22 protein-coding genes are annotated in these 20,367 nt (G+C 69.0%); 13 read left to right on the top strand and 9 right to left on the bottom strand.

Annotation, left to right across the window (positions count from 1 at the left end):
* Positions 1-6: 6 nt before the first annotated feature.
* A complete protein-coding gene (locus tag ON04_RS01925; protein ID WP_010539887.1) occupies positions 7-558 on the bottom strand; it encodes a hypothetical protein in 552 nt (183 codons plus the stop codon).
* A 41-nt stretch (positions 559-599) separates the two neighbouring features.
* Here ON04_RS01925 and ON04_RS01920 point away from each other — a divergent pair, with 41 nt between their 5' ends.
* The 3 genes from ON04_RS01920 to ON04_RS16925 all read left to right on the top strand — a co-directional run bounded on the left by ON04_RS01920 (position 600) and on the right by ON04_RS16925 (position 3,687).
* The gene (locus ON04_RS01920) at positions 600-1,292 is read left to right on the top strand and encodes a hypothetical protein (protein ID WP_010539886.1); all 693 of its coding nucleotides are present in this window, start codon (positions 600-602) and stop codon (positions 1,290-1,292) included.
* A complete protein-coding gene (locus tag ON04_RS01915; RefSeq protein ID WP_010539885.1) occupies positions 1,289-2,140 on the top strand; it encodes a CPBP family intramembrane glutamic endopeptidase in 852 nt (283 codons plus the stop codon). The genes ON04_RS01920 and ON04_RS01915 overlap by 4 nt, the downstream gene beginning before the upstream one ends.
* Positions 2,141-2,232: 92 nt before the next feature.
* The gene (locus tag ON04_RS16925) at positions 2,233-3,687 is read left to right on the top strand and encodes an LCP family protein (RefSeq protein WP_238529200.1); all 1,455 of its coding nucleotides are present in this window, start codon (positions 2,233-2,235) and stop codon (positions 3,685-3,687) included.
* A gap of 14 nt (positions 3,688-3,701) precedes the next feature.
* Here the strand turns inward: ON04_RS16925 and ON04_RS01905 are convergent, their stop codons facing one another.
* From ON04_RS01905 to ON04_RS01890, 4 genes are all read right to left on the bottom strand, one after another.
* Positions 3,702-4,640 (bottom strand): DUF8176 domain-containing protein, encoded by a 939-nt coding sequence (locus tag ON04_RS01905; RefSeq protein WP_010539883.1) that lies wholly within the window; start codon positions 4,638-4,640, stop codon positions 3,702-3,704.
* Positions 4,641-4,747: 107 nt separating this feature from the next.
* Positions 4,748-5,653: a DUF5926 family protein gene (locus ON04_RS01900; RefSeq protein ID WP_029457497.1), complete on the bottom strand. Its 906-nt coding sequence runs from the start codon at positions 5,651-5,653 to the stop codon at positions 4,748-4,750.
* A 60-nt stretch (positions 5,654-5,713) separates the two neighbouring features.
* Positions 5,714-6,538, bottom strand: a complete 825-nt coding sequence (locus ON04_RS01895; protein ID WP_010539881.1) for a glycerophosphodiester phosphodiesterase family protein — start codon at positions 6,536-6,538, stop codon at positions 5,714-5,716.
* A 3-nt stretch (positions 6,539-6,541) separates the two neighbouring features.
* The gene (locus ON04_RS01890; RefSeq protein WP_238529199.1) at positions 6,542-7,384 is read right to left on the bottom strand and encodes a DUF4328 domain-containing protein; all 843 of its coding nucleotides are present in this window, start codon (positions 7,382-7,384) and stop codon (positions 6,542-6,544) included.
* A gap of 74 nt (positions 7,385-7,458) precedes the next feature.
* Here ON04_RS01890 and ON04_RS01885 point away from each other — a divergent pair, with 74 nt between their 5' ends.
* The gene (locus ON04_RS01885; protein WP_029457495.1) at positions 7,459-7,830 is read left to right on the top strand and encodes a DUF488 domain-containing protein; all 372 of its coding nucleotides are present in this window, start codon (positions 7,459-7,461) and stop codon (positions 7,828-7,830) included.
* A 261-nt stretch (positions 7,831-8,091) separates the two neighbouring features.
* On the top strand, positions 8,092-8,295 hold the full coding sequence (locus ON04_RS01880) for a cold-shock protein (protein ID WP_010539878.1): 204 nt from the start codon (positions 8,092-8,094) through the stop codon (positions 8,293-8,295).
* Between the two features lie 352 nt (positions 8,296-8,647).
* On the opposite strand, the gene msrA is transcribed toward ON04_RS01880, so the two are convergent.
* Complete coding sequence (msrA, locus tag ON04_RS01875; RefSeq protein ID WP_010539877.1) at positions 8,648-9,289, bottom strand: peptide-methionine (S)-S-oxide reductase MsrA; 642 nt, start codon at positions 9,287-9,289, stop codon at positions 8,648-8,650.
* A gap of 141 nt (positions 9,290-9,430) precedes the next feature.
* Here msrA and ON04_RS16595 point away from each other — a divergent pair, with 141 nt between their 5' ends.
* Positions 9,431-9,604 carry a hypothetical protein gene (locus tag ON04_RS16595; RefSeq protein ID WP_158217806.1) on the top strand — a complete coding sequence of 58 codons (174 nt, stop codon included), beginning with the start codon at positions 9,431-9,433 and terminating at the stop codon, positions 9,602-9,604.
* Here ON04_RS16595 and ON04_RS01870 read toward each other — a convergent pair.
* Positions 9,601-10,038 (bottom strand): NUDIX hydrolase, encoded by a 438-nt coding sequence (locus tag ON04_RS01870; protein WP_033443975.1) that lies wholly within the window; start codon positions 10,036-10,038, stop codon positions 9,601-9,603. The two genes, ON04_RS16595 and ON04_RS01870, sit on opposite strands and share 4 nt — an antisense overlap.
* Positions 10,039-10,199: 161 nt before the next feature.
* Here ON04_RS01870 and ON04_RS01865 point away from each other — a divergent pair, with 161 nt between their 5' ends.
* The 4 genes from ON04_RS01865 (at position 10,200) to ON04_RS01855 (ending at position 13,954) form a co-directional block, all read left to right on the top strand.
* A complete protein-coding gene (locus ON04_RS01865) occupies positions 10,200-10,802 on the top strand; it encodes a superoxide dismutase (RefSeq protein ID WP_010539875.1) in 603 nt (200 codons plus the stop codon).
* A 40-nt stretch (positions 10,803-10,842) separates the two neighbouring features.
* A complete protein-coding gene (locus ON04_RS16590) occupies positions 10,843-10,986 on the top strand; it encodes a hypothetical protein (RefSeq protein ID WP_158217805.1) in 144 nt (47 codons plus the stop codon).
* Positions 10,987-11,019: 33 nt separating this feature from the next.
* Positions 11,020-13,113 (top strand): neutral/alkaline non-lysosomal ceramidase N-terminal domain-containing protein, encoded by a 2,094-nt coding sequence (locus ON04_RS01860; RefSeq protein WP_010539874.1) that lies wholly within the window; start codon positions 11,020-11,022, stop codon positions 13,111-13,113.
* A 73-nt stretch (positions 13,114-13,186) separates the two neighbouring features.
* Complete coding sequence (locus tag ON04_RS01855; protein WP_010539873.1) at positions 13,187-13,954, top strand: SDR family NAD(P)-dependent oxidoreductase; 768 nt, start codon at positions 13,187-13,189, stop codon at positions 13,952-13,954.
* Positions 13,955-14,580: 626 nt separating this feature from the next.
* On the opposite strand, the gene ON04_RS01850 is transcribed toward ON04_RS01855, so the two are convergent.
* On the bottom strand, positions 14,581-16,176 hold the full coding sequence (locus ON04_RS01850) for a TM0106 family RecB-like putative nuclease (protein ID WP_238529198.1): 1,596 nt from the start codon (positions 16,174-16,176) through the stop codon (positions 14,581-14,583).
* 195 nt (positions 16,177-16,371) lie between these two features.
* Between ON04_RS01850 and ON04_RS01845 the strand changes: the two genes are divergently transcribed.
* Positions 16,372-17,217 (top strand): DUF6474 family protein, encoded by an 846-nt coding sequence (locus tag ON04_RS01845; protein ID WP_010539871.1) that lies wholly within the window; start codon positions 16,372-16,374, stop codon positions 17,215-17,217.
* A gap of 5 nt (positions 17,218-17,222) precedes the next feature.
* Positions 17,223-17,789 carry a copper resistance CopC family protein gene (locus ON04_RS01840; RefSeq protein ID WP_029457489.1) on the top strand — a complete coding sequence of 189 codons (567 nt, stop codon included), beginning with the start codon at positions 17,223-17,225 and terminating at the stop codon, positions 17,787-17,789.
* Between the two features lie 17 nt (positions 17,790-17,806).
* Here the strand turns inward: ON04_RS01840 and ON04_RS01835 are convergent, their stop codons facing one another.
* Positions 17,807-19,372: a succinic semialdehyde dehydrogenase gene (locus tag ON04_RS01835; RefSeq protein ID WP_029457487.1), complete on the bottom strand. Its 1,566-nt coding sequence runs from the start codon at positions 19,370-19,372 to the stop codon at positions 17,807-17,809.
* A gap of 150 nt (positions 19,373-19,522) precedes the next feature.
* Here ON04_RS01835 and ON04_RS01830 point away from each other — a divergent pair, with 150 nt between their 5' ends.
* Positions 19,523-20,317, top strand: coding sequence for a MerR family transcriptional regulator (locus tag ON04_RS01830; protein WP_010539868.1), 795 nt, complete (start codon positions 19,523-19,525; stop codon positions 20,315-20,317).
* The last annotated feature ends 50 nt before the right edge of the window (positions 20,318-20,367 follow it).

The raw sequence follows: 20,367 nt of genomic DNA, 5'->3' as shown, positions 1-20,367 counted from the left end.
CCAGCGTCAGGGACCGTCGGCGGATGCCAGGGCCGCGGCGATCGCTTCGGCGTTGTCCGCAGGCACGACGACGCACGTCACCACGTCGCGGATCGCTTCCCGCGCAGACCTCGACAGGGCCACCAGCCGGGCCGGATCCGGCGTGGCGAGTGCGGCCCGGACGTCCGCGCCGGTCATGGCGGCCACCGCCCCGGACAACAGTGACCACACCTGCCCGGCGTCAGCGCAACGCGGCACCAGTCCGGAGCCGAACCCGACACCGGAATGCGCGGCCACGGCCAGCAGATCGACCAATCGATCCTCGGCGGGGCCCGGCCCGGCCAGTCCGGGGACCACGTCGATCACGGCCGCTGAGCCGGCGGTGAGGACGCCCCCCACCGCGTCGAGTCCCGCCAGCCCGATCCCGGGATCGGCGTCCACGGCCACGGGGGCCGGAACCGACCAGCGGGCCAGTGTGGCAACGAGGGGCGCGTCGAGGGGACCCTCCGCCACAACCAGGTCCTGCAGAAGGTCCGGCCGGGAGGGCCCACGGGCGAGGAGTTCGAGTGAGACCGTCATGACCTCAGGTCTACACCCGCGCGTTGCTACTCTCTCCACCGATGGGTTCCGACGACTCCGATGGCCCCGAATACGCGGCCGACTACACCCCAGCACCCGACGACGCCGACGACGCCTCGCACCTCACTCCCGAGGAGAAGCGCGGCCCGAAGACGATCTATGTGGCGCTGGCGCTTCTGGCCGCCTTGCTGGTCCTGACCGTGGCCACCGACCCCGCCTCCGTGCTGCCGCGGGACTCGACCCTGGCCGGTGCCCACTACACGGACGAGGCCTCCGGGTTGCAGATCTCGATCCCGGTGGGGTGGCGCGCGTTCGGTGAACCGGAACTGGGCACCGTCCGGTTGGCCCCCGTGGGCACCGGTCGCGCCCTGACCACCCGCATCCTGGCCGGCACCCTCGATCCGGGCATTGCCGCCGCGGCGATCTCCGACAACCAGGGCGCCGCCACCGCGCTCGCCGAGACCGTGCAGCAGTACGTCCTGGGTATCAGCGGTCTGCGCGACGAGAAGCGCGTCACGGAAATCGATAATAAGGCGGGCGAGGGCGCAGCCATCTCGTACGTCGTGGTCTCGGACGATCCCGCGGCCTCCGATGTCGGCGGGCTGGTCTACGCAGCGGTCTTCGGCTCCGAGGGACGCCGCTGGTGGGTGGCCTACGTGACCACCGAGCAGCAGTCCACCCCCGGTACCCGGTGGATGGACCGGATCGTCAACGACATCCGGCTGGCCGAGTGAGCGGTTCCACGACCCCCGCCCCGCCGAACGGCGGGTTGGCGCGGGCCCTGTCCCCGCGTTCGGCACTGACGCACTACGCCCGGCGATTCACCCCGGTCACCGATCCACGTGTCCGCCGACTGTTGATGGCCGAGGTCGTCGTCGTACTCCTGGTGACCTTCGGCCTGTCCGGCGCCTACGCCGTCCTCGACCTGACGTCCGCGCTGATCGCCCCGGAGGACCTCGCCGACCAGACCGCCTCGCTCAACGTGTCACGATCCACGCATTCCTGGCTCGACCTGGCCTACCAACTGCTCGGCGTGGTGCGGCTGCTCGCGTGGGCGCTGCTGCCGCTGGTGCTGCTTGCCCACACCGGGATCGGGACGCGGGCGGTGGGGCTCGTGCGCGACCGTCCAGTCCGACAGGTGTGCGCCGGCCTGGCCCTGACGGCCGTGATCGGGATCCCCGGGCTGGCGCTGTACGTGGGCGCGGTCGCGGCGGGGCTCAACCTGCAGGTCGCGGCATCGGGGCTGGGTGAGACGTGGTGGCGACCGATCGTGTTGGTGCTGGCCGCGGCGGGCAATGGGGCCGCCGAGGAGATCCTCGTGGTGGGCTACCTGCTCGTGCGTGCGCGCCAGCTCGGGGTGCCGCCCGCCGCCGCCCTGTTCGCGACCGCCCTGCTGCGTGGCTCGTACCACCTTTATCAGGGCTTCGGCGGAGGGCTGGGCAATCTCGCCATGGGGCTCGTCTTTGCACTGTGGTGGATGCGGACCCGCCGGTTGTGGCCACTCATCCTCGCGCACACGCTTCTGGACGTGGTGGCGTTTCTCGGTTACGCGCTGCTCGCACCACACCTGTCCTGGCTCTGACCACCGCTCGGCCGCGAGCGGGTTGTGACACTCGACTCCGCAGCGCGGTGGGGCCAGCCGTACGGACGGGCGGGCAAGTAGAGTCCGATCCCATGACCGACGACCCAAGGCGCCGGCACCTCACTCCCGAGGAAGCCGCCGAACTCCGGCGACGCGCGCGCGAACGCCGTGGGTACGCCGACCCCGGGGTGCCACGGGACCCCGCACCCCGGCGCGACCCGCGCTCGGCGGACCGTGGCGCTTCGGCCCCCAGGCCCGATCCCGGTCGCGATCCCGGTCGCGATCCGCGTCGCGCGCGAGGTCGTGGGGCGGCGGCAGGCGGGGCGGGTCGCCCGGACGAGCGCGCCGGATACCAGCCGCGACAGCAGCCCGAGCCCCTGACTCCGGAGGAGCGCGCCCGGTACGCGGCACGCGACCCGCGGGACCGCCGTGATCCCCGGGCCCGCCACGAACCCCCGCCCGTAGGCCGCGCCCGAACCGACGCGCGCGACCCCTACCGGCAGCCGGTCGACCGTCGTGGCCCGCGGGATCGCGCGGGGGCACCCGCCAGGCCGCCCCGGTCACGTCGTCCCGCCCGCGCACCCCGCAGGTTCAGGGTCGGGCCGCTGCGGATCATCGGGCTGGTGCTGATCCTGATTCTCACCGTGGGCGTGGTCACCGCGCTGTGGGCGGACTCAAAACTCCAGCGGATCGACGCCCTCGTGGACTACCCCGGCCGGGTCGGTAACAGCCCCGGAACTCTGACACTGCTCGTGGGCACAGACTCGCGTGAGGGGCTGACACCCGAGCAGCAGGCGCAGCTGTCGACCGGCTCGGAGTCCGACGCCGGCGGTAAGCGCACCGACACGATGATGCTGGTCTACACGCCGCGCCGGGGTGGCCAGACCCTGCTCATCTCCCTGCCCCGCGACATGCTCGTCGACATTCCCGGCTACGGGGAGAACAAGCTCAACGCGGCCTACACATTCGGTGGCCCACCCCTGCTCACGCAGACCCTCGAGCAGCAGACGGGCGCGCGGATCGACCACTACGCGGAGATCGGGTTCGGGGGATTCGCCGGCGTCGTGGACGCGATCGGCGGGGTGGACCTCTGTATTGACGAGCCGATCAACGATCCACTCGCCGGTCTCGATCTGGCCCCCGGCTGTCAGACCCTGGCCGGTCCGCAGGCCCTGGGATTTGTCCGTACCCGCTACGGATTCGCCGAGCAGGACCTCCAGCGCGTTCGTAATCAGCGGCAGTTCCTGGGTGCGCTCATGCGCCAGACCATGCAGCCGTCGAATCTCCTCAACCCGTTCAAAGCGTTCCCGCTGCTGGAGTCGACCGCCGAGGCCGTCACCGTGGACACCGGCGACCACATCTGGAACCTGGCCTCGGTCATGTGGAAGCTCAAGGGCGACCCGCTGACCGTGACCGCCCCGCACGACGGCATGGAGTCGGGATCCGTGGGTTCATACCTCGTCTGGGGCCCCAGCACTTCGGCATTCTTTGATGCCGTGGCCAACGGCCAGACGCCGCCGCAGGAGTACCTCGACCCGGAACCCTGACCGCGGTGTGGCGGTCAGCCGGCGGGAGTGATGGAGACGATGCCCCACGTGCCGTCAGGGTTCTCGGCGACCCGTATCCGCTGGCGGATCAGCACCGGGTCCGCGTCCGGCGGGTACTCGGTCAGTTCGACCTCCAACAGCGTCGGCGACAGCTCACTGATCTGCACACAGTGCCCAGTGCCCTCCGCGAGCGCGTCCACGCCGTCGACGCGCAACTGCTCCTCGGTCATCCGGCTGGACGGGGAGACCGCCTCGAAGGCCTTCTCGGCCGACCGCTCCGCGTAGTAGGCGTGGTCGAACGCGAGCACCGTCTCGGCCGGGGTGTCAAGCGAGCCCGGGCCCGCGCCTGAAACGCGGCCCGGTTCCGCCCTCTCGATGCACCCCGCCGACTCCTGCGCCTCCGGGCTCGCGGCCCCGCGCGTGACGACGTAGCCGAGCACGGCCGAGCCCCCGAGAACCGCCACTCCGGCCGCGGCCAGCAGCGCGATCCGCAACGGACGTCGGTTCGGCTCGGTGGTCGGCGCTACCGGGCTACCGGGGGTAACCCCCTGGGTCGACGACGAGGCCCCCAACCGCAATCGCGACAACGGATCGGGTTCACCCCGCCCGGCGGGACTCCGGTCCACCGGCCCCCGCTCAGGGCTCACGCCCGATTCCTGTGCAGCCACGGGGGTCTGCCCGGGCGGAGGCCCGGCCGGACCAGCAGTCGGCTGATCAGCGCGTCGTCGTGCGTCCAGAGTGATGCGGTTGGGCGGGACCTCCCGCCGCGGCTCCGGCACCCCGGGGTCGGCCCGCGCGCCCTCCGCGGGACCTTCCGCCCTGTACGGCCTGCCGGGCTCGGCGGTTCCGGCCATCGACTGTTCGGGCGTGGGCCCGGTACGAAGCCACGGCGGCACGGTTACTTCCGGGGGGACAGCTGACTCGTCGTCGTCATTCTTCGGCTCGTCGGTCATGCGGCCCACCCCCTCCACCTCGTACAACTGCGCGGCTGTTCACCGCGCCCGAGTGGATCCTAGAGGCCGCCGCAGCAGCGCGGGGAACCGTGCCGTCCCGCTCCCCGTCAGCGCAGGGTGACCTGGCGGGCGCGCAGGCCGTCGCGAGAGGACCGCTCATCGGAGGAGAGCGGCTCATCCGTCGCGAGCGCCTCACGCAGTCGCGCGTCGAGCTCGGTGAGGCCCGGCGCCCACTCCTGGTGATGCATCTCCGGGTCGAGGTCGAACACCGGAACCAGCAATCCGTGCGTGCGGAACGACCCGGCGAACCGGGACCCCTCGCCCAGGTGCAGTCCACCGGCGGCGTGGACGCGCGCGAGCGCCTCGAACAACGCGTCCTCGTCCTCGGGGCGGACCCAGCGGATGTGCGCCTTCTCGCCCGCGTCGACCCACCACGCGGCCTCGATACCCTCGGCGTCGACGCGCGCAGTCGGCATCATGATGTCGTTGGCGTTCTTGATCGCCTGCGCGATCTCCGGACCGACCTCCACGCCCTCTGCCACCCACCACGCAAAATCGTTGTGCACGCGGATCTCCAGCGGAGCGTCCTTGTCCACCACGTCCGCCAGCGCCGGGGTGTCCTCGCCGGGATGCGCGGTGGAGAGGGTCTCCCCGCCGCCGGCGCGGGTCGCCCAGTCGACCGCATACGCCAGGTCGGCGGCCGGGTCGGGCCCGTGGACCTGTACCTGCAGCCCCACTATCGCCTCGCCACCCAGGTCGCCGTCGCGGACCAGGCCGGCGATGGCGCCGGGCAGCACCGTGGCCAGCGTGACCTCGCGACCACCGGTCGTGGTGAGGGTGGCGGTGGCCGACGGGACGAACTCCCGCATGGCGACCATGTCGCACTCACCGGCGAACCCGGCAAAGGGCCGCGGGTCGACGCTCATCTCCTCGCGTTCGGCCGCGCGAGCGGCGAGCTTTGCCTGGCGGTTGCCGCCGGACTTGGGCGCGTTGTCTCGGTTTCTTCTTCCCACGACGGCCACGATACGGTGCACCTCCGCCGCCAGTGCGCAGGACGCCCGTCGCGGCGCCGGTCAGAATTCCTGACCGCTCCCGCGACTGCCGCCTTCGAGGACCGTCAGCGCTCGCGCGGGGACGTTGGTGCCCACCCAGTCCACGCCGAGATCGCGGCACAGGAGGAGATCAGCGGGTTCGTCGACGGTCCAGCAATACGTGCCCATGCCCCGCGACCGCCAGTACTCCACCAACCACGGCCGGGCCCGGAGGGTCCCGATGCTCGGGCCCATCAGCTGAGCGCCGCACCCTTCGGCCGGCCACGACTTGAGCACGTTGCGGCGTTCCCGCAGCTGCACCGTGGGCACTCCCCCGGCCAGCTGCCGGAACCGTCTCACGGCCCGCACGGAGAAGCTCATCATCACGGCCCGCGACTCTGCGAACGACGCCGGCTTGTCCATGCCGAAGTAGGTGAGTTCATCGTGGAGGGCGGTCTCGATCCTGGCACCGGAAGGCACGGGATGCTTGGCCTCGAGGAACAGCTTGACCTGCGGGTACGCCTCCATCATGACGAGGAGGCTGCGCAACGTGAGCACGGGCTCGGGCGACCGGTGAACGGGGTGCCACGACCCCACGTCGAGGGCGGAGAGCTGGTCGAGCGTGCTGGCGTGCACCCATAGGTCCTTGTCGCCGACCCGGGTGGTGCGGGGGTCGTGGAGGAGGACGGGCACCCCGTCGGAGGTGAGGCGGATGTCCGCCTCGAGAGCCTCGGCACCCTGCTCGAGCGCCTTCTGGAAGGAGATCAGGGTGAGTTCGGGAAATTCCGCGGAGGCACCACGGTGGCCGACGACCCCGCTGCGCGTTGACACGGGGGACGGAAGGTGGGTGTTCGCTGGGCCCGTCACGTCTCACTCCTTCCGAGATGCTGACGTCGTCACGATCCCCTTCACGATGAACCGCCGGGCAAACACCGGAGGTAGATCGCCGAAACTCCGCATGACAGCCAGTGTCTCCGTGATGGCCCAGCTCGCCGCCAGGGCCGCGAGTGCCGTGAGGAGAACGCTGTCGGCGGCGGCTTGCGAGCCCTCGCCCGTGCTCCTCCATACGGCCACGACCACGGCGACCATGTTGACGAACCAAGCGGCCCACCAGCGCCGGAGGTCGGTTCGGGACGGGGCACGGGGCGACGCCCTGCGCAACTCTTCGAGGTACACGGGGATGCGGAAGAAATTGACGACGACGACGAGGCAGCCCGCCCACAGGCCCGCCCGGGGCCGGGGGTCCGGAGCGGGCGCATACACACGCCGGCGGGCCTCGACGAGCCACGCGGTGGCCGTGAGCGCCGCAGCCAGCCCGATGGCGATAGCGACGATCCCCGACACCCACACGAATGCTGTGGTGGCCGCCTCCAGCCACCGGGGCGCGAGCCGGTGCGCGTACCAGGCGAGCACTGCGTAGCGCAGCCCGTGGGCGACTGCAGTGGCGACGAACCACGACCGAGCGGCGGACATCATGCCGGGCGCGGCCGCGGCCAGCTTCGCGGGCTTCGGCGCGGGCTGCTGCTCCAGAGGACGCGGGATCGCGATCAGCGGCAGCCCCCACCGGGGAGTCGAGGTGTAAGCCGGAGTGCGCGTCCGCCACGCGGGCCCGGAGCGGTACCGCGGGGCGGGCGGGCGTTGGACTGGACCGGGTGGCCTCCACGGCGGGTGCGCGACCCAACGCCACTGTCCCTGCCGCCGCGGTGTGGTCATGCCGACCATGCTGGCACAAGGCGCGCCGATCCGGACGGGTGGCGCAGGGCGACCGCATGTCGGAACCTGGGTACATGTCTGTGTACTGCCTACGTGTCCACGACCTCGTCTCGGGAGAGTCCGACCCCGAGGGCGCCCACGTCGTCCTTGTGGACCGATTGTGGCCCCGGGGCGTCAGCAAGGAGTCCTTCGATCACGACGAGTGGTGCAAAGACGTGGCCCCGTCCCCGGACCTGCGCCGCGAATTCCACCAGGGTGAACTCGATTTCGACCGGTTCGCGGAGCGGTACCGGCAGGAGCTGGCCCGGGATCCGGCGGCAGGTGAGGTTGACCGCCTGGCGGCTGTGGCGGCCGACGGAGACCTGGTGCTCGCCTATGCCGCCCGGGATACCGAGCACAATCACGCCATGGTGCTCGCGGACGAACTCCGCTCGGTAGCGCGCTGACCAGGTATTTCAGTCCCGGATACGGTCGCTGGCGGAGCGCGGAACGAGCGGCGCGTGTATTCATCGTCACATTGTTGGTGACGAAGCCGTCCGGTGTGTGTATGGTGGTGCTCAGTAGTCGAAATCGTTCGTTGTATTTCTGTAGATCCACCGTCCTTGCGAGAGGACAGTGCGGCACCGCAGGGAAACACACAGCACGCTCTCTGCTGCAGCATCTGATATTCCGACAAGCGGAGTATCAACTCTCGAAAGGACGCCAATATGGCTACCGGTACCGTGAAGTGGTTCAACGCCGACAAGGGCTTCGGCTTCATCGCCCCCGACGACGGCTCGGCCGACGTCTTCGCCCACTTCTCCGCAATCCAGGGCTCGGGCTACCGCTCGCTCGAGGAGAACCAGCAGGTTTCCTTCGACGTCGCGCAGGGCGCCAAGGGCCTGCAGGCGGAGAACATCACCGCTCTGTGATGTGACGTCAGAGCAATCTGACGTCCCTCAGGATTGACGAGAAGGCCCGACCAGGAAGAAATTCCCGGTCGGGCCTTTTCTCATGTCCAGAGCCGGCCCTTGAGGCCATCTGCGCCGCCGGAGCAGCCCTCTCCGCCATTTAAACCAGCGAGCATCCGCGACTGCATGTGCGTCCGCGAGCATCCGCACCCGCGCCTGCACGCCGGCCTCCGCGCATGGCGTCCCGCGTGCGCCGAGGCGGTGGCGGGACGCCATCCACAGGAGCGGATGTGGCACGGGTGCGGATGTCAGGGAAGTCAAGACGGCCAAGTAGTCCGCCAACACCCCCCGCCGAACATCCAGCGCGACAGGGTCAGATCGGGCAGGCGATACCGCTGCGAACGTGGCAGTCGTAGCCGCCCGGGTTCTTGAGCAGGTATTGCTGATGGACGTCCTCGGCGTAAGAGAACTGACCTGACCGCACCTCATCGAGCATGCCGATCTCGGTGGTCAGGGGCCCGTAACCGGCCGCATCAAGTTCCTTCTGGTAGTTCGCCGCCACCCGGTGTGCAGCTTCCAGCTGGTCGGGCGTGGTAGTGAAGATCGCTGAACGATACTGAGTTCCCACATCGTTGCCCTGACGCATTCCCTGGGTCGGGTCGTGCCACTCAAAGAAGGTGGCCAACAGTTCCTCCGCCGAGAGCACCGCAGGGTCGAATACCACCAGCACAACCTCGGTATGGCCGGTTGCGCCGGTACAGGTCTCGTCGTACGTGGGGTTGAGCGTCCATCCCCCGGCGTATCCGGCGGCGGTGGTCCACACCCCGTCCATCTGCCAGAGAATTTTCTCGGCGCCCCAGAAGCAGCCCATCCCCAGCACCATCGACTCGTAGCCCTCGGGGAAGGGCGGGACCATCGGATTGCCCGTGGCGAGATTCGCCGGTGCCACCGTGATCGGCTCCTGCCGACCCGGGAGCGCCGATTCGGCGTCGACGACATCGGTCGCCCTTCGCATTGCGGATTGTCTGATCGCGTCCTGTAGCCAGCCCATGCAGCCAGCGTAACCCTGTTCGACGATCGTGCTCCGAATGTGATGTGACGAACGCCATACTCCGGGGCTAGGGTGGGTCCACGAACGACCGAGGGGAATCCAGACGTGACCGCTTCAAAGTCCACGGCGCAGGAGTTGCGCGACATTCTGAGAGGTGACCCACGCCAACACTTCGACGAGACGGGCTGCAGCGATCACGTCCGGCGCCGCAACCTTCGGGTGAGTGTGGCGATCGCTGCCCTACTGTTAGTCGTTCTCATCGTGCTGATCATCATCTAGAAGCACACGCGCGCCACGCGGACCAGCAGCGGCGCCCACGGTGCACAGTCGGCCTCGTCCAATTCGGCGATCCCCTTCAGCTCCGCTTGCCTGACCCAGCGCGCCTCCGCGATCTCCGCGCGTGGTTCCTGCAGTCCGTCGACCTCGGCCGCAAAGACCTCCGACACCAGAAGGAACCCGGGTTCGTTGGCTGTGGCGGTGTCGAACCGTCCGAGCGGCGTCAGGGCCTGAGGTTCGAGGATCGTTCCTAGTTCCTCGCCGACCTCTCGTATCGCACAGCCGAGAGGCGACTCCCCCTCTTCCCACTTGCCGCCCGGCAACATGAACCGGTCGGTGCCCGCCTTACGCACGGTCACCACCGCGCCGTCCGGGCGCGTAAGCACCACCGCTGAGACGGAGATGACGCGGGCCGGCGAAGTATCAGACTGATCCACCCCTCCGATCATGGCAGGTCGAGGCGCACGGACCTGCGCCACCTGCCAACAGTGCCAACACGTCATTGTCGAGATCACTATGGTGGCAAGTGGAAGTCGTGACAGGCGCCACGAGCAACGTTCGCGAGCAGCTTGTCACCTAACAGAGAGGACACTCCACCATGGCCGAGTACGTTCTTCCCGATCTCGACTACGACTACGGTGCTCTTGAGCCGCACATCTCCGGCGAGATCATGGAGCTTCACCACTCCAAGCACCACGCCACTTACGTCAAGGGCGCCAACGATGCCCTCGAGCAGCTCGCTGCGGCCCGCGAGGACGGCTCCATCTCCTCCAAGGCCCCGCTGTTGAGCAAGAACCTGGCGTTCCACCTCGGTGGACACACCAACCACTCGGTGTTCTGGACCAACATGTCGCCGAACGGTGGCGGCCAGCCCGAGGGCGACCTGGGCGACGCCATCAACGCAGAGTTCGGCTCGTTCGACAAGTTCCAGGCACACTTCAACGCTGCGGCCACCACGCTGCAGGGTTCCGGCTGGTCCGTTCTGGGTTACGACCACATCGGTCAGCGCTTGGTCATCCAGCAGCTCACCGACCAGCAGGGCAATATCTCCATCAACATCACGCCGCTGCTGATGCTGGATATGTGGGAGCACGCCTTCTACCTCCAGTACAAGAACGTGAAGCCGGACTACGTCAAGGCCTGGTGGAACGTCGTCAACTGGGAGGACGTGGCCCAGCGCTACGCTGCCGCCAAGGGCTGAATTCTCGCCTGACAGGGGTTGCGACGCCCCGCTAGTTTCCATGAGCACGGAAGGCCCGGCCGGGACACCATCCCAGCCGGGTCTTCTGGCGTCGACCCTAGTTCTCACGGTCGTTGCCGCGCCCGAGGTGATCCACCGGACGAGCGTCCGGTTGGGTACCGTCACCGGCAGCGAGGTGACCTGACTCACCTGCCGTACGCGCACCCTGGGAGCCCCGATGAACGACGACCGGACCACCGGTACACCGAACACACGCAATACGAACGCCGCCTCCGTGGGCAACGTCAGTCGCCGCACGGTCCTAGCCGGAGCCGCTGCGCTAGGCGGGGCCACGGCACTGCAGTCCCTTCTGCCGGCGGTTGCGTCCGGGCAGGCCACTGCGATGTACGTCGGCCGTGGCATCGGTGACATCACCGGCGAGCCGTTGGGCGCGGGCATGAACGGGTACGCGGACACCGAGCAGCACTCCGTAGGACTACACCTCCGGCAGAGGGCGCGCGCGTTCGTGCTCGCGGACTCGTCGTCGTCACCCCGGTTCGTCCACGTCACCGCCGAAATCGGACTGATCTTCCAGTCGATTCAACAGGAGGTCCTGCGCCGCCTCGCCGCGGAGTTCGGCGAGACCTATCACGAGGGCAACGTGGTGGTCACCGCGACGCACACCCACGTAGCGCCCGGCGGCACCTCCGGTCATCCGATGGTCGATCTATCAATGCTGGGCTTTCGACCCGTCACATTCGAGGCCAACTGCGCCGGCATCGTCGATGCGATCCGCATGGCGCACCACGACCTCGCGCCGTCCGCTGTCGGCGTGACCACCGGCGCCCTCCACGACGCCGGCGTCAACCGATCGCGTGGCTCGTTCGATCGCGACACCGTCGACGAGCGTGCCCATTTCCCCGCCGGGATCGACCCGCGATCGCAGTCGCTGCAGATCACCCGGGGCGGGCAGTTGGTGGGCGTGCTCAACTGGTTCGCTACGCACGCCACCTCCATGACGTCGCACAACAAACTCGCTTCCTCCGACAACAAGGGCTACGCCGCCTGGCACTGGGAGCGCGAGGTGGCCGGGCAGACCTACTTGACCGAGGGCACACCGGCGCTGATCACGGCGTTCGCCCAGACCAACCCCGGCGACGTGAGCCCCAACCTCGACCTGGCACCCGGCCGGGGCCCGACCGCCGACGAGTGGCACAACACCCGCATCATCGGCGAGCGTCAGTTCGCTGCGGCCCGCGCGCAGGTGGGCCGCGACGTGCGGTCACTCGGCAGCGGGATCGACGTGCGCCACCGGTGGGTCGACATGTCGGCGGTCGAGATCCGTCCCGAGTTCACCGGCGACGGCCGCACCCACCGCACCGCGACAGCCGCCCTCGGCGCGGCGTTCGCCTCCGGCAGCCAGGAGGACGGGGGCGGTGGCGGCGAGCTGCCCTTCGCCGAGGGGGATCGCGGCGGCAACCCCGTGGTCAAATCCATCGCCGACGTGGTGGTTCCGGCGTGGCTCCGCGAGGCGCACGGCGCCAAGGACATTCTCCTGCCCGTCGGCCTGGTCCCCCACGCCGTCCAGCGCGTGTACCCATTCCACCTGGTCCGACTCGGTGGTCACTATCTGTTCTCGCTGGGGTTCGAGCCCACGGTGGTGGCCGGACTACGCCTGCGCCGCACCCTCGCCGCCGAACTCGGCGTACCCGAAGACCACATCACGATCCAGGGTTACTCCAACGCCTACGGTCACTACCTCACGACTCCCGAAGAGTATTCGGCACAGAACTACGAGGGCGGCGCAACGCTGTTCGGCCCCTGGACGCTGCCGGCCGTTCAGCAGGTCGCCGCCGACCTCGCGCGCTCGCTGCGCGCCGGGACCCCGCTGGATCCGGGGACCTCCGAACGCGACCTCACCAGCCAGATCCCGGTCTCCCCGCTCGGCAACCCGGTGGTGGACACCCCGGCGCCGCTCCGGAATTTCGGCGACGTCCTGGACCCGCCCCTGGCCGCTTACCGGACCGGCCAACGCGTAACCGTCCGGTTCTGCGGCACAAATCCCAACTCCGACCTGCGTCGAGGTGACACCTACCTCGCCGTGGAACGACGCGAGGGAAGCGGCTGGGTCCGGGTCCACGACGACGGCGACTGGTCCACCATGATCGTGTTCGAGGGGTTCCTCACCGTGACCAACGCCCTCGTCACCTGGGACATCCCGGCGGGGACCCCGGCCGGTCGGTACCGCGTGGTCTACACCGCCTCGGGCCGCGCGATCGACGGCAGCCTGTTCCCTGTGCGGGGGGAGAGCCAGGCCTTCGACGTGCGCTGACCGCGGTTCTGGGACACTAGGACCGTAGTCACTTGCACTTCCTAGTGCTCAACCTCCAACGAAAGGACATCCCGTGGACATCAAGGGTGCTTCCGTCATCGTCACCGGTGCCGCCTCCGGCCTGGGCAACGCCACCGCACGCTCATTCGCCGAGAAGGGTGCGACCGTCTTCGGTCTGGACCTCCAGCAGTCCATCGACAAGGCCGTCGAGCAGGGCATCGACTCCGGCATCACGCTCCTCGCCGCCGATGTGACCAGCGAGGACGACGTCAAGGCTGCCATCGCCAAGGCCACCGAAGCCGCGCCGCTACGTGTCGTGGTGAACTGCGCCGGCATCGCCCCGGCCGCCCGCATCGTCTCCAAGAAGGGTGTCCACGCCCTGGACATGTTCCAGACCTGCATCTCCGTGAACCTGGTGGGCACCTTCAACGTGCTCCGACTGGCCGCCGAGGCCATGTCCACCCAGGACACCGTGGACGAGGACGGCCAGCGTGGCGTCATCATCAACACCGCCTCCGTGGCTGCCTACGAGGGCCAGGTCGGACAGATCGCGTACGCCGCGTCAAAGGGTGGCGTCTACTCGATGGGCATCTGTGCCGCGCGTGACCTGGCGCAGTTCGGCATCCGCGTGAACACCATCGCCCCGGGCACCATCGAGACCCCGATGCTGCGTGGCCTGACCGAGGAGTTCCAGAGGACCCTCGAGGCCGCGATCCCGTTCCCGTCGCGCCTGGGCCGTCCGTCGGACTACGCGGCGCTGGCCAACGCGATCGTCGAGCAGGATTACCTCAACGGCGAGAGCTTCCGCATGGACGGCGCCCTGCGCATGGCGCCGCGCTAAAAGCGTCCAGCAGGCATAACTGAGGCCCGCCCCCACAAAGGGAGCGGGCCTCAGTTGCGTACTACGGCGTATCAGCCGCGGCCGTTCGGGTTGGGGGGGGCCGGGGGCGACAGGCGCCTCCTGGGCCGGTGCTTCTGCACCGACAACCGGGGCCCATGGCAGCGGCGGCAGCGGCGGGAGGGCGATGCCGGCGGCGGTGAGGGCGTCGTGGATCTCCGGCGCGAAGTAGATGCCGGCGCCGATGGCGGCGACCGAACCGAGGCCCAGGGCCGCGGGAACGAGCGAGCCGGTGCCGGGCAGCGAGCCCGAAGCCGAACCGCTGGAGCCCAGCAGCGAACCCGAGCGCGAGCCGAGGGAGCCTGTGCCCTCTGCCGGGCTGAGAGAGTCGACGCCAAAGGAGGCGATGACCTGGCACAGCGAACCGGACAGCGAACCAAAGGTGGGCTCGCCCTGAAGCGCGGAGCCGGTGGTGTCAACCGAACCGTCTCTCCGACATCTGCTTCCAGTTTGATCGAACTGAAGTCCTAGCCTGCAGAGCCGTTACCGGCGGAGTTGCCGGGGACCAGCACTTCAGCATAGCCGAGAACTCTTAGGTAGAGAACAGAAATCACTTAGGTCACTCCCGATCAACGCTGTTTTGTTATCCACTCCCGCACAGCGCGCGTAGCCCGCACATCGTCCTCGTTGTAGGTGAGAATTCTTCCACGCCCAGCATCGCGCTCGGACCCGCTCGCGGTCTGCGCATCGCGGTACCAGCCGATCGATGCCTCGCCCCCCGCCTCGGGGTCACGCCAGTGAAAACCCGCGACCGGTGCCACCACCTTGAGTCCCAGCCCGGACGTCGAGACGAACTGGGTGGTGACCGCCTCGTGAACGTCCACCCACTGCGGGGAGGAGACGAAGCGTCGCACCTCGGCGACGGAAGGGACACCCTTGACGACGGCGACGGTGCCCTCCGGCCCGAACCTGGCTGCCGTCGAGAGCATCCAGCCGTTCTCGGCGGACCGCGAATAACAGTAAGCCCGGAATGACCGGCCCTGACCTGCTGCTCTGTCCCGTATCCCGGCGAGCCAGCGCCAAAACTCCGCGAACGAGTGCCCCTCATCGGGACCGGGTAACCGGGCCCAGGTGACGAAAGGTTTGTAACCCTCCGGCTCCAGAGGTCGGCCATCCCTCAGGGTCAACAGAGTGCCCCACAGGTACGCGCCGTCGTCCAGGTGGCTCTCCAGATCCACGTCCACCTCGATATCCGCGCGCGGGATGCTCGGGCGGGCCACCTTGGGCACCACCGTCTCACCGTCCCTGTGCGCCCGGGCCCGAAGAACCGCGTCGGAGAATGGTTCACCGTTCCAGTCGGGCGGACGTTCTGGCCCGGCCTCCGCCAGTTCGGCGACGGTCCGGATGCCTTGCGCTCGCAGCGGGCCGGCCTGGCCACCGCCCACGACCAGGCTCACGTCGTCGTCCGTGATCAGCCGGTCGCGACAACCCGTGACGTGCTGTCGAGTCCCCTCCCAGCCCTGCCACCAGGGGCAGGTGCGGCATTCGCCGATCCGGCTCGGGGCCGTGACGAGGTCACCGCGGGCCACCGCCAACCGCATCGAATGGGTGCGACCGGCCGCCTCCAGAACTGGCTCCAAGTCGTGCACCACTGCTCGCGACGAGCCGAGACCCAGAACCGCACCGACCGGAGCCGATGCGGCGTAGCCGAGTTCGTCGAGCAGGAACCAGGCGTGGACCAGGCGCTCCAGGTCACCGGGATGACGCCGTACCCGCAGCGTCGCATCCGGAGCCGGGCCCCAGTCCAGCAGTCGGGTGACCACCGCCTCCGACGAACTCCGACCCCGACGCGGATCCACCACCTTGTGGTTGACCACCAGGACGGGTGCGTATCCACCCCCGGGCACAGCGGCCACGGTGCAGCGCAGGCCCTCCCGCCCGCTGCCCTCGTCGGTGGGCAGAGCCGCGCCCCACACCAGAGTCACTCCGTCTGCCAGGGCCCGACGCGTCGCCTCCTCGTCGTCGTACCCCGGTCTTTCTCCCGGCAGGTCCGCCCAGCGGTCCCCCACCACGTCCACCACCCGGGCGCCGGGGCCCGCGTGTCGCAGGACCCGCTCTCTCAGACCCGCGCGGCGATCGGCCGTCGCCATCGCGCGCAGTCGGACCCCCTCGTCGAGCGGAGCGTCCAGCCACCACCCGGGACCCGCGTCCCGCTCACGCGCCACGCGGTGGAGACACCGTGACCCCGACGCCGGCCCCACCACCGCTGCGTCGGAAGTTCGCCGTGCGTCACCACCGGAAGCCTCCATCACCGTCCATCATGACGCAGGGGCCGCCCCAACGACCGTCCGGTCCTCAGCGGCGACGGATTCGCCTAGGCTGGAGGTCTGATGTTCGCGACGAGAGAAGGATCGACGCCCATGGGCAAGCTGACGACCTACCGCGACAAGCGTGCCGACCTCCGCGCCCGTGCCGCGGCACTCAAGTCCACCGCCATGACCGAGGCCAAGCTCGCGGCCAAGGAAACCCGCAAGAAGGCCAAGGAGGCCCATCGCGTGGAACTCGCCGAAGCCAAGGAACGGGCCAAGCTGGCCGGCAAGACCGCAGACCGCAAGGTGCGGCGCGAAGCCAAGCGCGCAGAGAAGCACGACAAACTGGCCCGCAAGGCTGCCAAGCGGGACCGCAAGACCGAAAAGGCACTCTCCAAGCAGGAGCGTGCCACCCTTAAGCGTGAGGCCAAGCTCCAGGCCAAGGACCGCAAGCTCGCCGAGAAGATCGACGCCGCTGGTCGCAAGCACGAGTACCAGCTCGCCGAGATGGAGCTCAACAAGCTGGACGGCACCAAGCTGGGCAAGGAAGACCTCCAGCGCTGGTTGGGCCTGGCCAAGATCGCCACGCCGGTCCTACTTCCGCTGATCTACAAGTTCATCTCCAACGCCCAGGGGCCGGCCGACAAACCCGCCGGCGGCGGCGCTGTGGACCTCAAGGCCGCCGGGATCAACGCCACCGGCCCCGGAGCCGCGCTCGGGGTTCGCATCGTCCGCCTGGAGCAGACCCTCGACCAGCTCGAGGTGGGACGCGGGAGCGAACGAGAGGTCAAGGACTTCATCGACTCCACCCGAAGCCGGCTCAAGGACCTGCGCACCGCCATCGAGGCCGCCGAGGCCACGCCCACCGCGCAGCGTCGTGAGGTCCACGCCTCCATCTCCGGTGAGCTCGACCGCGTGAACAAGGACGTGCTGGCTCGCCTGGGCGTCCGGGCGTGACCGGAATGCGTCGACGTCTGGCCTCTGCAACCGTGGCCGCGGCCCTGCTGGGGGCAGCTACCGTGCCCGCCGTGGTGCTCGCGCCCGTCGCAGCCGCGCACTCCGTTCTGGTCTCGATCGACCCGGAGGACGGCTCAGACCTCGACCGCTCCCCAGGGCAGATCGAGATGGTCTTCAACGAGGAGATCAACCAGTCCTTCGCATCGGTGGCGGTGACTTCGGACCAGGACAAGACAAACCGAGTTGCCGGAGACCCTGTCGTCGAGGGCTCCACGGTCGCCGTGGAAGTAGAGGACCTCGCCCCCGGCGCGTACACCGTCGGCTACCGCGTCACCTCCGCTGACGGCCACGTCGTGAGCGGGTCGTCGGTCTTCACCGTGGCGGGCGAGGCCGGAGGTTCTGACGGCGGCGCGGCCTCCGACGCAGCCGCAGAAGACGGCGACGACGAGGCCGACATCTCCGACGAGACCTCCGGCGAGTCGACCGGCATGAATCCCGCGATCTGGGTGGTCGGCGGCCTGGCCGTGGTTCTCCTGGGCGGCGCGTTCGTGCTGCTGCGGCGCGGAGACTGACCCGACCACCCGGCCGGTCAGCGTCCGGGCAGGAACCTCAGCGCGTCGGTGGCGGGTGCAAGGGCTTGCTGCCAGCGCTTCCGAGGCAGGAACGACGGTCCACCCATGTGCATGACGCGCTGGGTGGCGATGGTTTGCGACTCTGTGTACTTGAGCAGCCCCTCGTCACCGTGACGGCGGCCCACCCCGGACGCACCCATACCGCCCATCGGGCCCGCGATGGAACCCCAGCCAGCGACGTAGCCCTCGCCGACGTTGACGGTGCCGGTCCGCAGACGCGCGGCGATCTTTTCGCCCTCTGCGTCCGAGCCGGCGAACACCGACGAGTTGAGACCGTACTCGGTGTCATTGGCCCTGCTGATGGCTTCCTCCACCGAGGTGACCGGGTAGATCGACACGACGGGACCAAAAGTCTCCTCGCCGTAGCAGGTGGCGTCCTCCGGCACATCTGCCAGCAGGGTGGGCTCGTAGAACAGCGGACCCAGGTCGGGCCGCGGGCGCCCACCGGCCAGTACGCGAGCGCCCTTGGCCACGGCATCGTCGACGTGGGCGATGACCGTGTCTAGCTGGTCCTGGGAGATGAGGCTGCCCATCTCCGCCTCGAAGTCGTAGCCGGGCCCCACGCTCATCGCCCGCACCCGCGCGGTGAGGGTCTCGATGAGCTTCGGAGCAACCGACTTCTCCACGTACACACGCTCGACAGAGATGCACAGTTGGCCTGAGTTCGAGAAGAAGGCGCGGGTGGCCACCTCGGCGACCTTGTCCAGGTCGGCACCCTCGGTGACGATCATGGCGTTCTTGCCGCCCAGCTCCGCTGAGTACCCGATCAGTCGCTCGCCGCACTGTCGACCCAGCGTCCGGCCCGTGGCGGTGGAGCCGGTGAACATCAGGTAGTCGACGCATCCGACGATGGCGCCGCCGACGGTCCCGCCGGAGCCCGGGACCACCTGGAACAGGTCCTTCGGCAGCCCTGCGCGGTAGAGCATGTCTGCGGCGGCGAGGGCGCAGAACGGGGTGAGGGAGGCCGGCTTGATCACCACGGCATTGCCGGCGATCAGGGCCGCGAGCGCGTCCGTCGCAGCGAGGTTGAGCGGGTAGTTCCACGGGCCGATCACGCCCACCACGCCCTTGGGCTGGCGCCGGACGACGGCCTTGGTGAAGACCGGCAGCATGCCCTGAACCCGCTTGGGGGCGAGCAGCCCGGGCGCGGTGCGGGCGTAGTGACGTGCGGTGATGAGGCAGTCGAGAACCTCTTCCTGGGCGGAGGCGCGGCTCTTGCCGGTCTCTGCCTGGATGATGTCCATGAGCTGGGAGCGGTTGCTCATGACCTGCTTGGCAAAGCGTTCGACCACGGCCACGCGGTCCTTGACGTCGCGTTCGGCCCACGCGACCTGCGCGACCCGGGCGCGTTCCACGGCGTCGCTCACGTCGTCGGCGGTGCCCACCGGGATCTCGGCCAGCGGTTCGCCTGTGAAGACCTCGTTGATCACCGCGGACGGGCGACTGGACGGATCAGCGCGGAACTCGGGGATCGCGACGAGGTTGCGGAGACGGTCGTACACACGGGACGTGGGGCGGCTCATGAGGTCGAGGCTACCGGCGGGTAACCGGTATGGCATCCGCCTTGGACGTTCAATGCGCGCAGCGGGCCCTGACGTCGGCATCTCGCAATTCTTCTTGACCCTGACGCCACGTCAGGCCCCAGACTCATCCGCGTGAGTGATGCTGGAGGAATGACATCGAGCGGTGGCCTCACGGTGGGCGCGGTGGCCGGGCTCGTAGGTGTGAGCGTGCGAACCCTGCACCACTGGGATCGGATCGGTCTGGCAACGGCGAGCGGCCGTACCGGGTCGGACTACCGGGTGTATGACGACGACGACATCGCCCGCATCCACCGGGTGCTCGTCTATCGGGAGCTCGGGTTCTCGCTGGCGGAGATCGGCGGTCTGCTCGACGACCCCGCGGTGGACGAGCAGTCCCATCTGGGCAGGCAACGCGACTTACTCCTGCAGCAGATCGCTCACCTGCAGGAGATGGTCTCCGCAGTAGAACGCCTGAAGGAGGCGATCGCGATGAATGCACCGTTGACCCCCGAGGACCGGGTCGAGATCTTCGGCACGGACTGGCATCCCGAGTACCAAGGCGAGGCCGAGGAGCGCTGGGGCAACACCCCGCAGTGGGAGCAGTCCCAGGCGAAGACGGCAACCATGGGCAAGGACGACTGGAGAGGAGTCAAGGCCCGCGGCGATGCGCTGAACGCAGATCTGGCCGCAGCCAAGCGCGCCGGAGTGGATCCGGGTTCGCCGGCGGCTACCGAGTTGGCGGAACGACACCGGGCGTCGATCGAACAGTTCTACGACTGCAGCTACTCGATGCAGGTCTGCCTGGCCCGGATGTACCGCCAGGATCCGAGGTTCACGGAGGTCTACGAGACCCTCGAGCCGGGCCTGACGGAGTGGCTGCAAGCCGTCGTGGAGGCCAACGCCCGTGCACACGGTGTGGATCCCGAGACTGCCACGTGGGAGTAGTCCGAACCCGGCGCCACGAACCAGCGACGGATGGCCCCACATCGGGCGGC

This window comes from Dietzia alimentaria 72, from assembly GCF_000226215.1.
In the GTDB taxonomy this organism is placed as follows: Bacteria; Actinomycetota; Actinomycetes; order Mycobacteriales; family Mycobacteriaceae; genus Dietzia; species Dietzia alimentaria.
Note: the sequence above shows the minus strand (reverse complement) of the source record. Positions and strands in the feature narration are given on the sequence as shown.

Coding starts and splice junctions, on each gene's coding strand:
- ON04_RS01835 (WP_029457487.1), bottom strand. CDS start 19,372: ATGAGCCGCCCCACGTCCCGTGTGTACGACCGTCTCCGCAACCTCGTC.
- ON04_RS01845 (WP_010539871.1), top strand. CDS start 16,372: ATGGGCAAGCTGACGACCTACCGCGACAAGCGTGCCGACCTCCGCGCC.
- msrA (WP_010539877.1), bottom strand. CDS start 9,289: ATGCGAAGGGCGACCGATGTCGTCGACGCCGAATCGGCGCTCCCGGGT.
- ON04_RS01840 (WP_029457489.1), top strand. CDS start 17,223: ATGCGTCGACGTCTGGCCTCTGCAACCGTGGCCGCGGCCCTGCTGGGG.
- ON04_RS01880 (WP_010539878.1), top strand. CDS start 8,092: ATGGCTACCGGTACCGTGAAGTGGTTCAACGCCGACAAGGGCTTCGGC.
- ON04_RS01865 (WP_010539875.1), top strand. CDS start 10,200: ATGGCCGAGTACGTTCTTCCCGATCTCGACTACGACTACGGTGCTCTT.
- ON04_RS01830 (WP_010539868.1), top strand. CDS start 19,523: ATGACATCGAGCGGTGGCCTCACGGTGGGCGCGGTGGCCGGGCTCGTA.
- ON04_RS01905 (WP_010539883.1), bottom strand. CDS start 4,640: ATGACCGACGAGCCGAAGAATGACGACGACGAGTCAGCTGTCCCCCCG.
- ON04_RS16925 (WP_238529200.1), top strand. CDS start 2,233: ATGACCGACGACCCAAGGCGCCGGCACCTCACTCCCGAGGAAGCCGCC.
- ON04_RS01885 (WP_029457495.1), top strand. CDS start 7,459: ATGTCTGTGTACTGCCTACGTGTCCACGACCTCGTCTCGGGAGAGTCC.
- ON04_RS01860 (WP_010539874.1), top strand. CDS start 11,020: ATGAACGACGACCGGACCACCGGTACACCGAACACACGCAATACGAAC.
- ON04_RS01890 (WP_238529199.1), bottom strand. CDS start 7,384: ATGACCACACCGCGGCGGCAGGGACAGTGGCGTTGGGTCGCGCACCCG.
- ON04_RS01925 (WP_010539887.1), bottom strand. CDS start 558: ATGACGGTCTCACTCGAACTCCTCGCCCGTGGGCCCTCCCGGCCGGAC.
- ON04_RS01920 (WP_010539886.1), top strand. CDS start 600: ATGGGTTCCGACGACTCCGATGGCCCCGAATACGCGGCCGACTACACC.
- ON04_RS16590 (WP_158217805.1), top strand. CDS start 10,843: ATGAGCACGGAAGGCCCGGCCGGGACACCATCCCAGCCGGGTCTTCTG.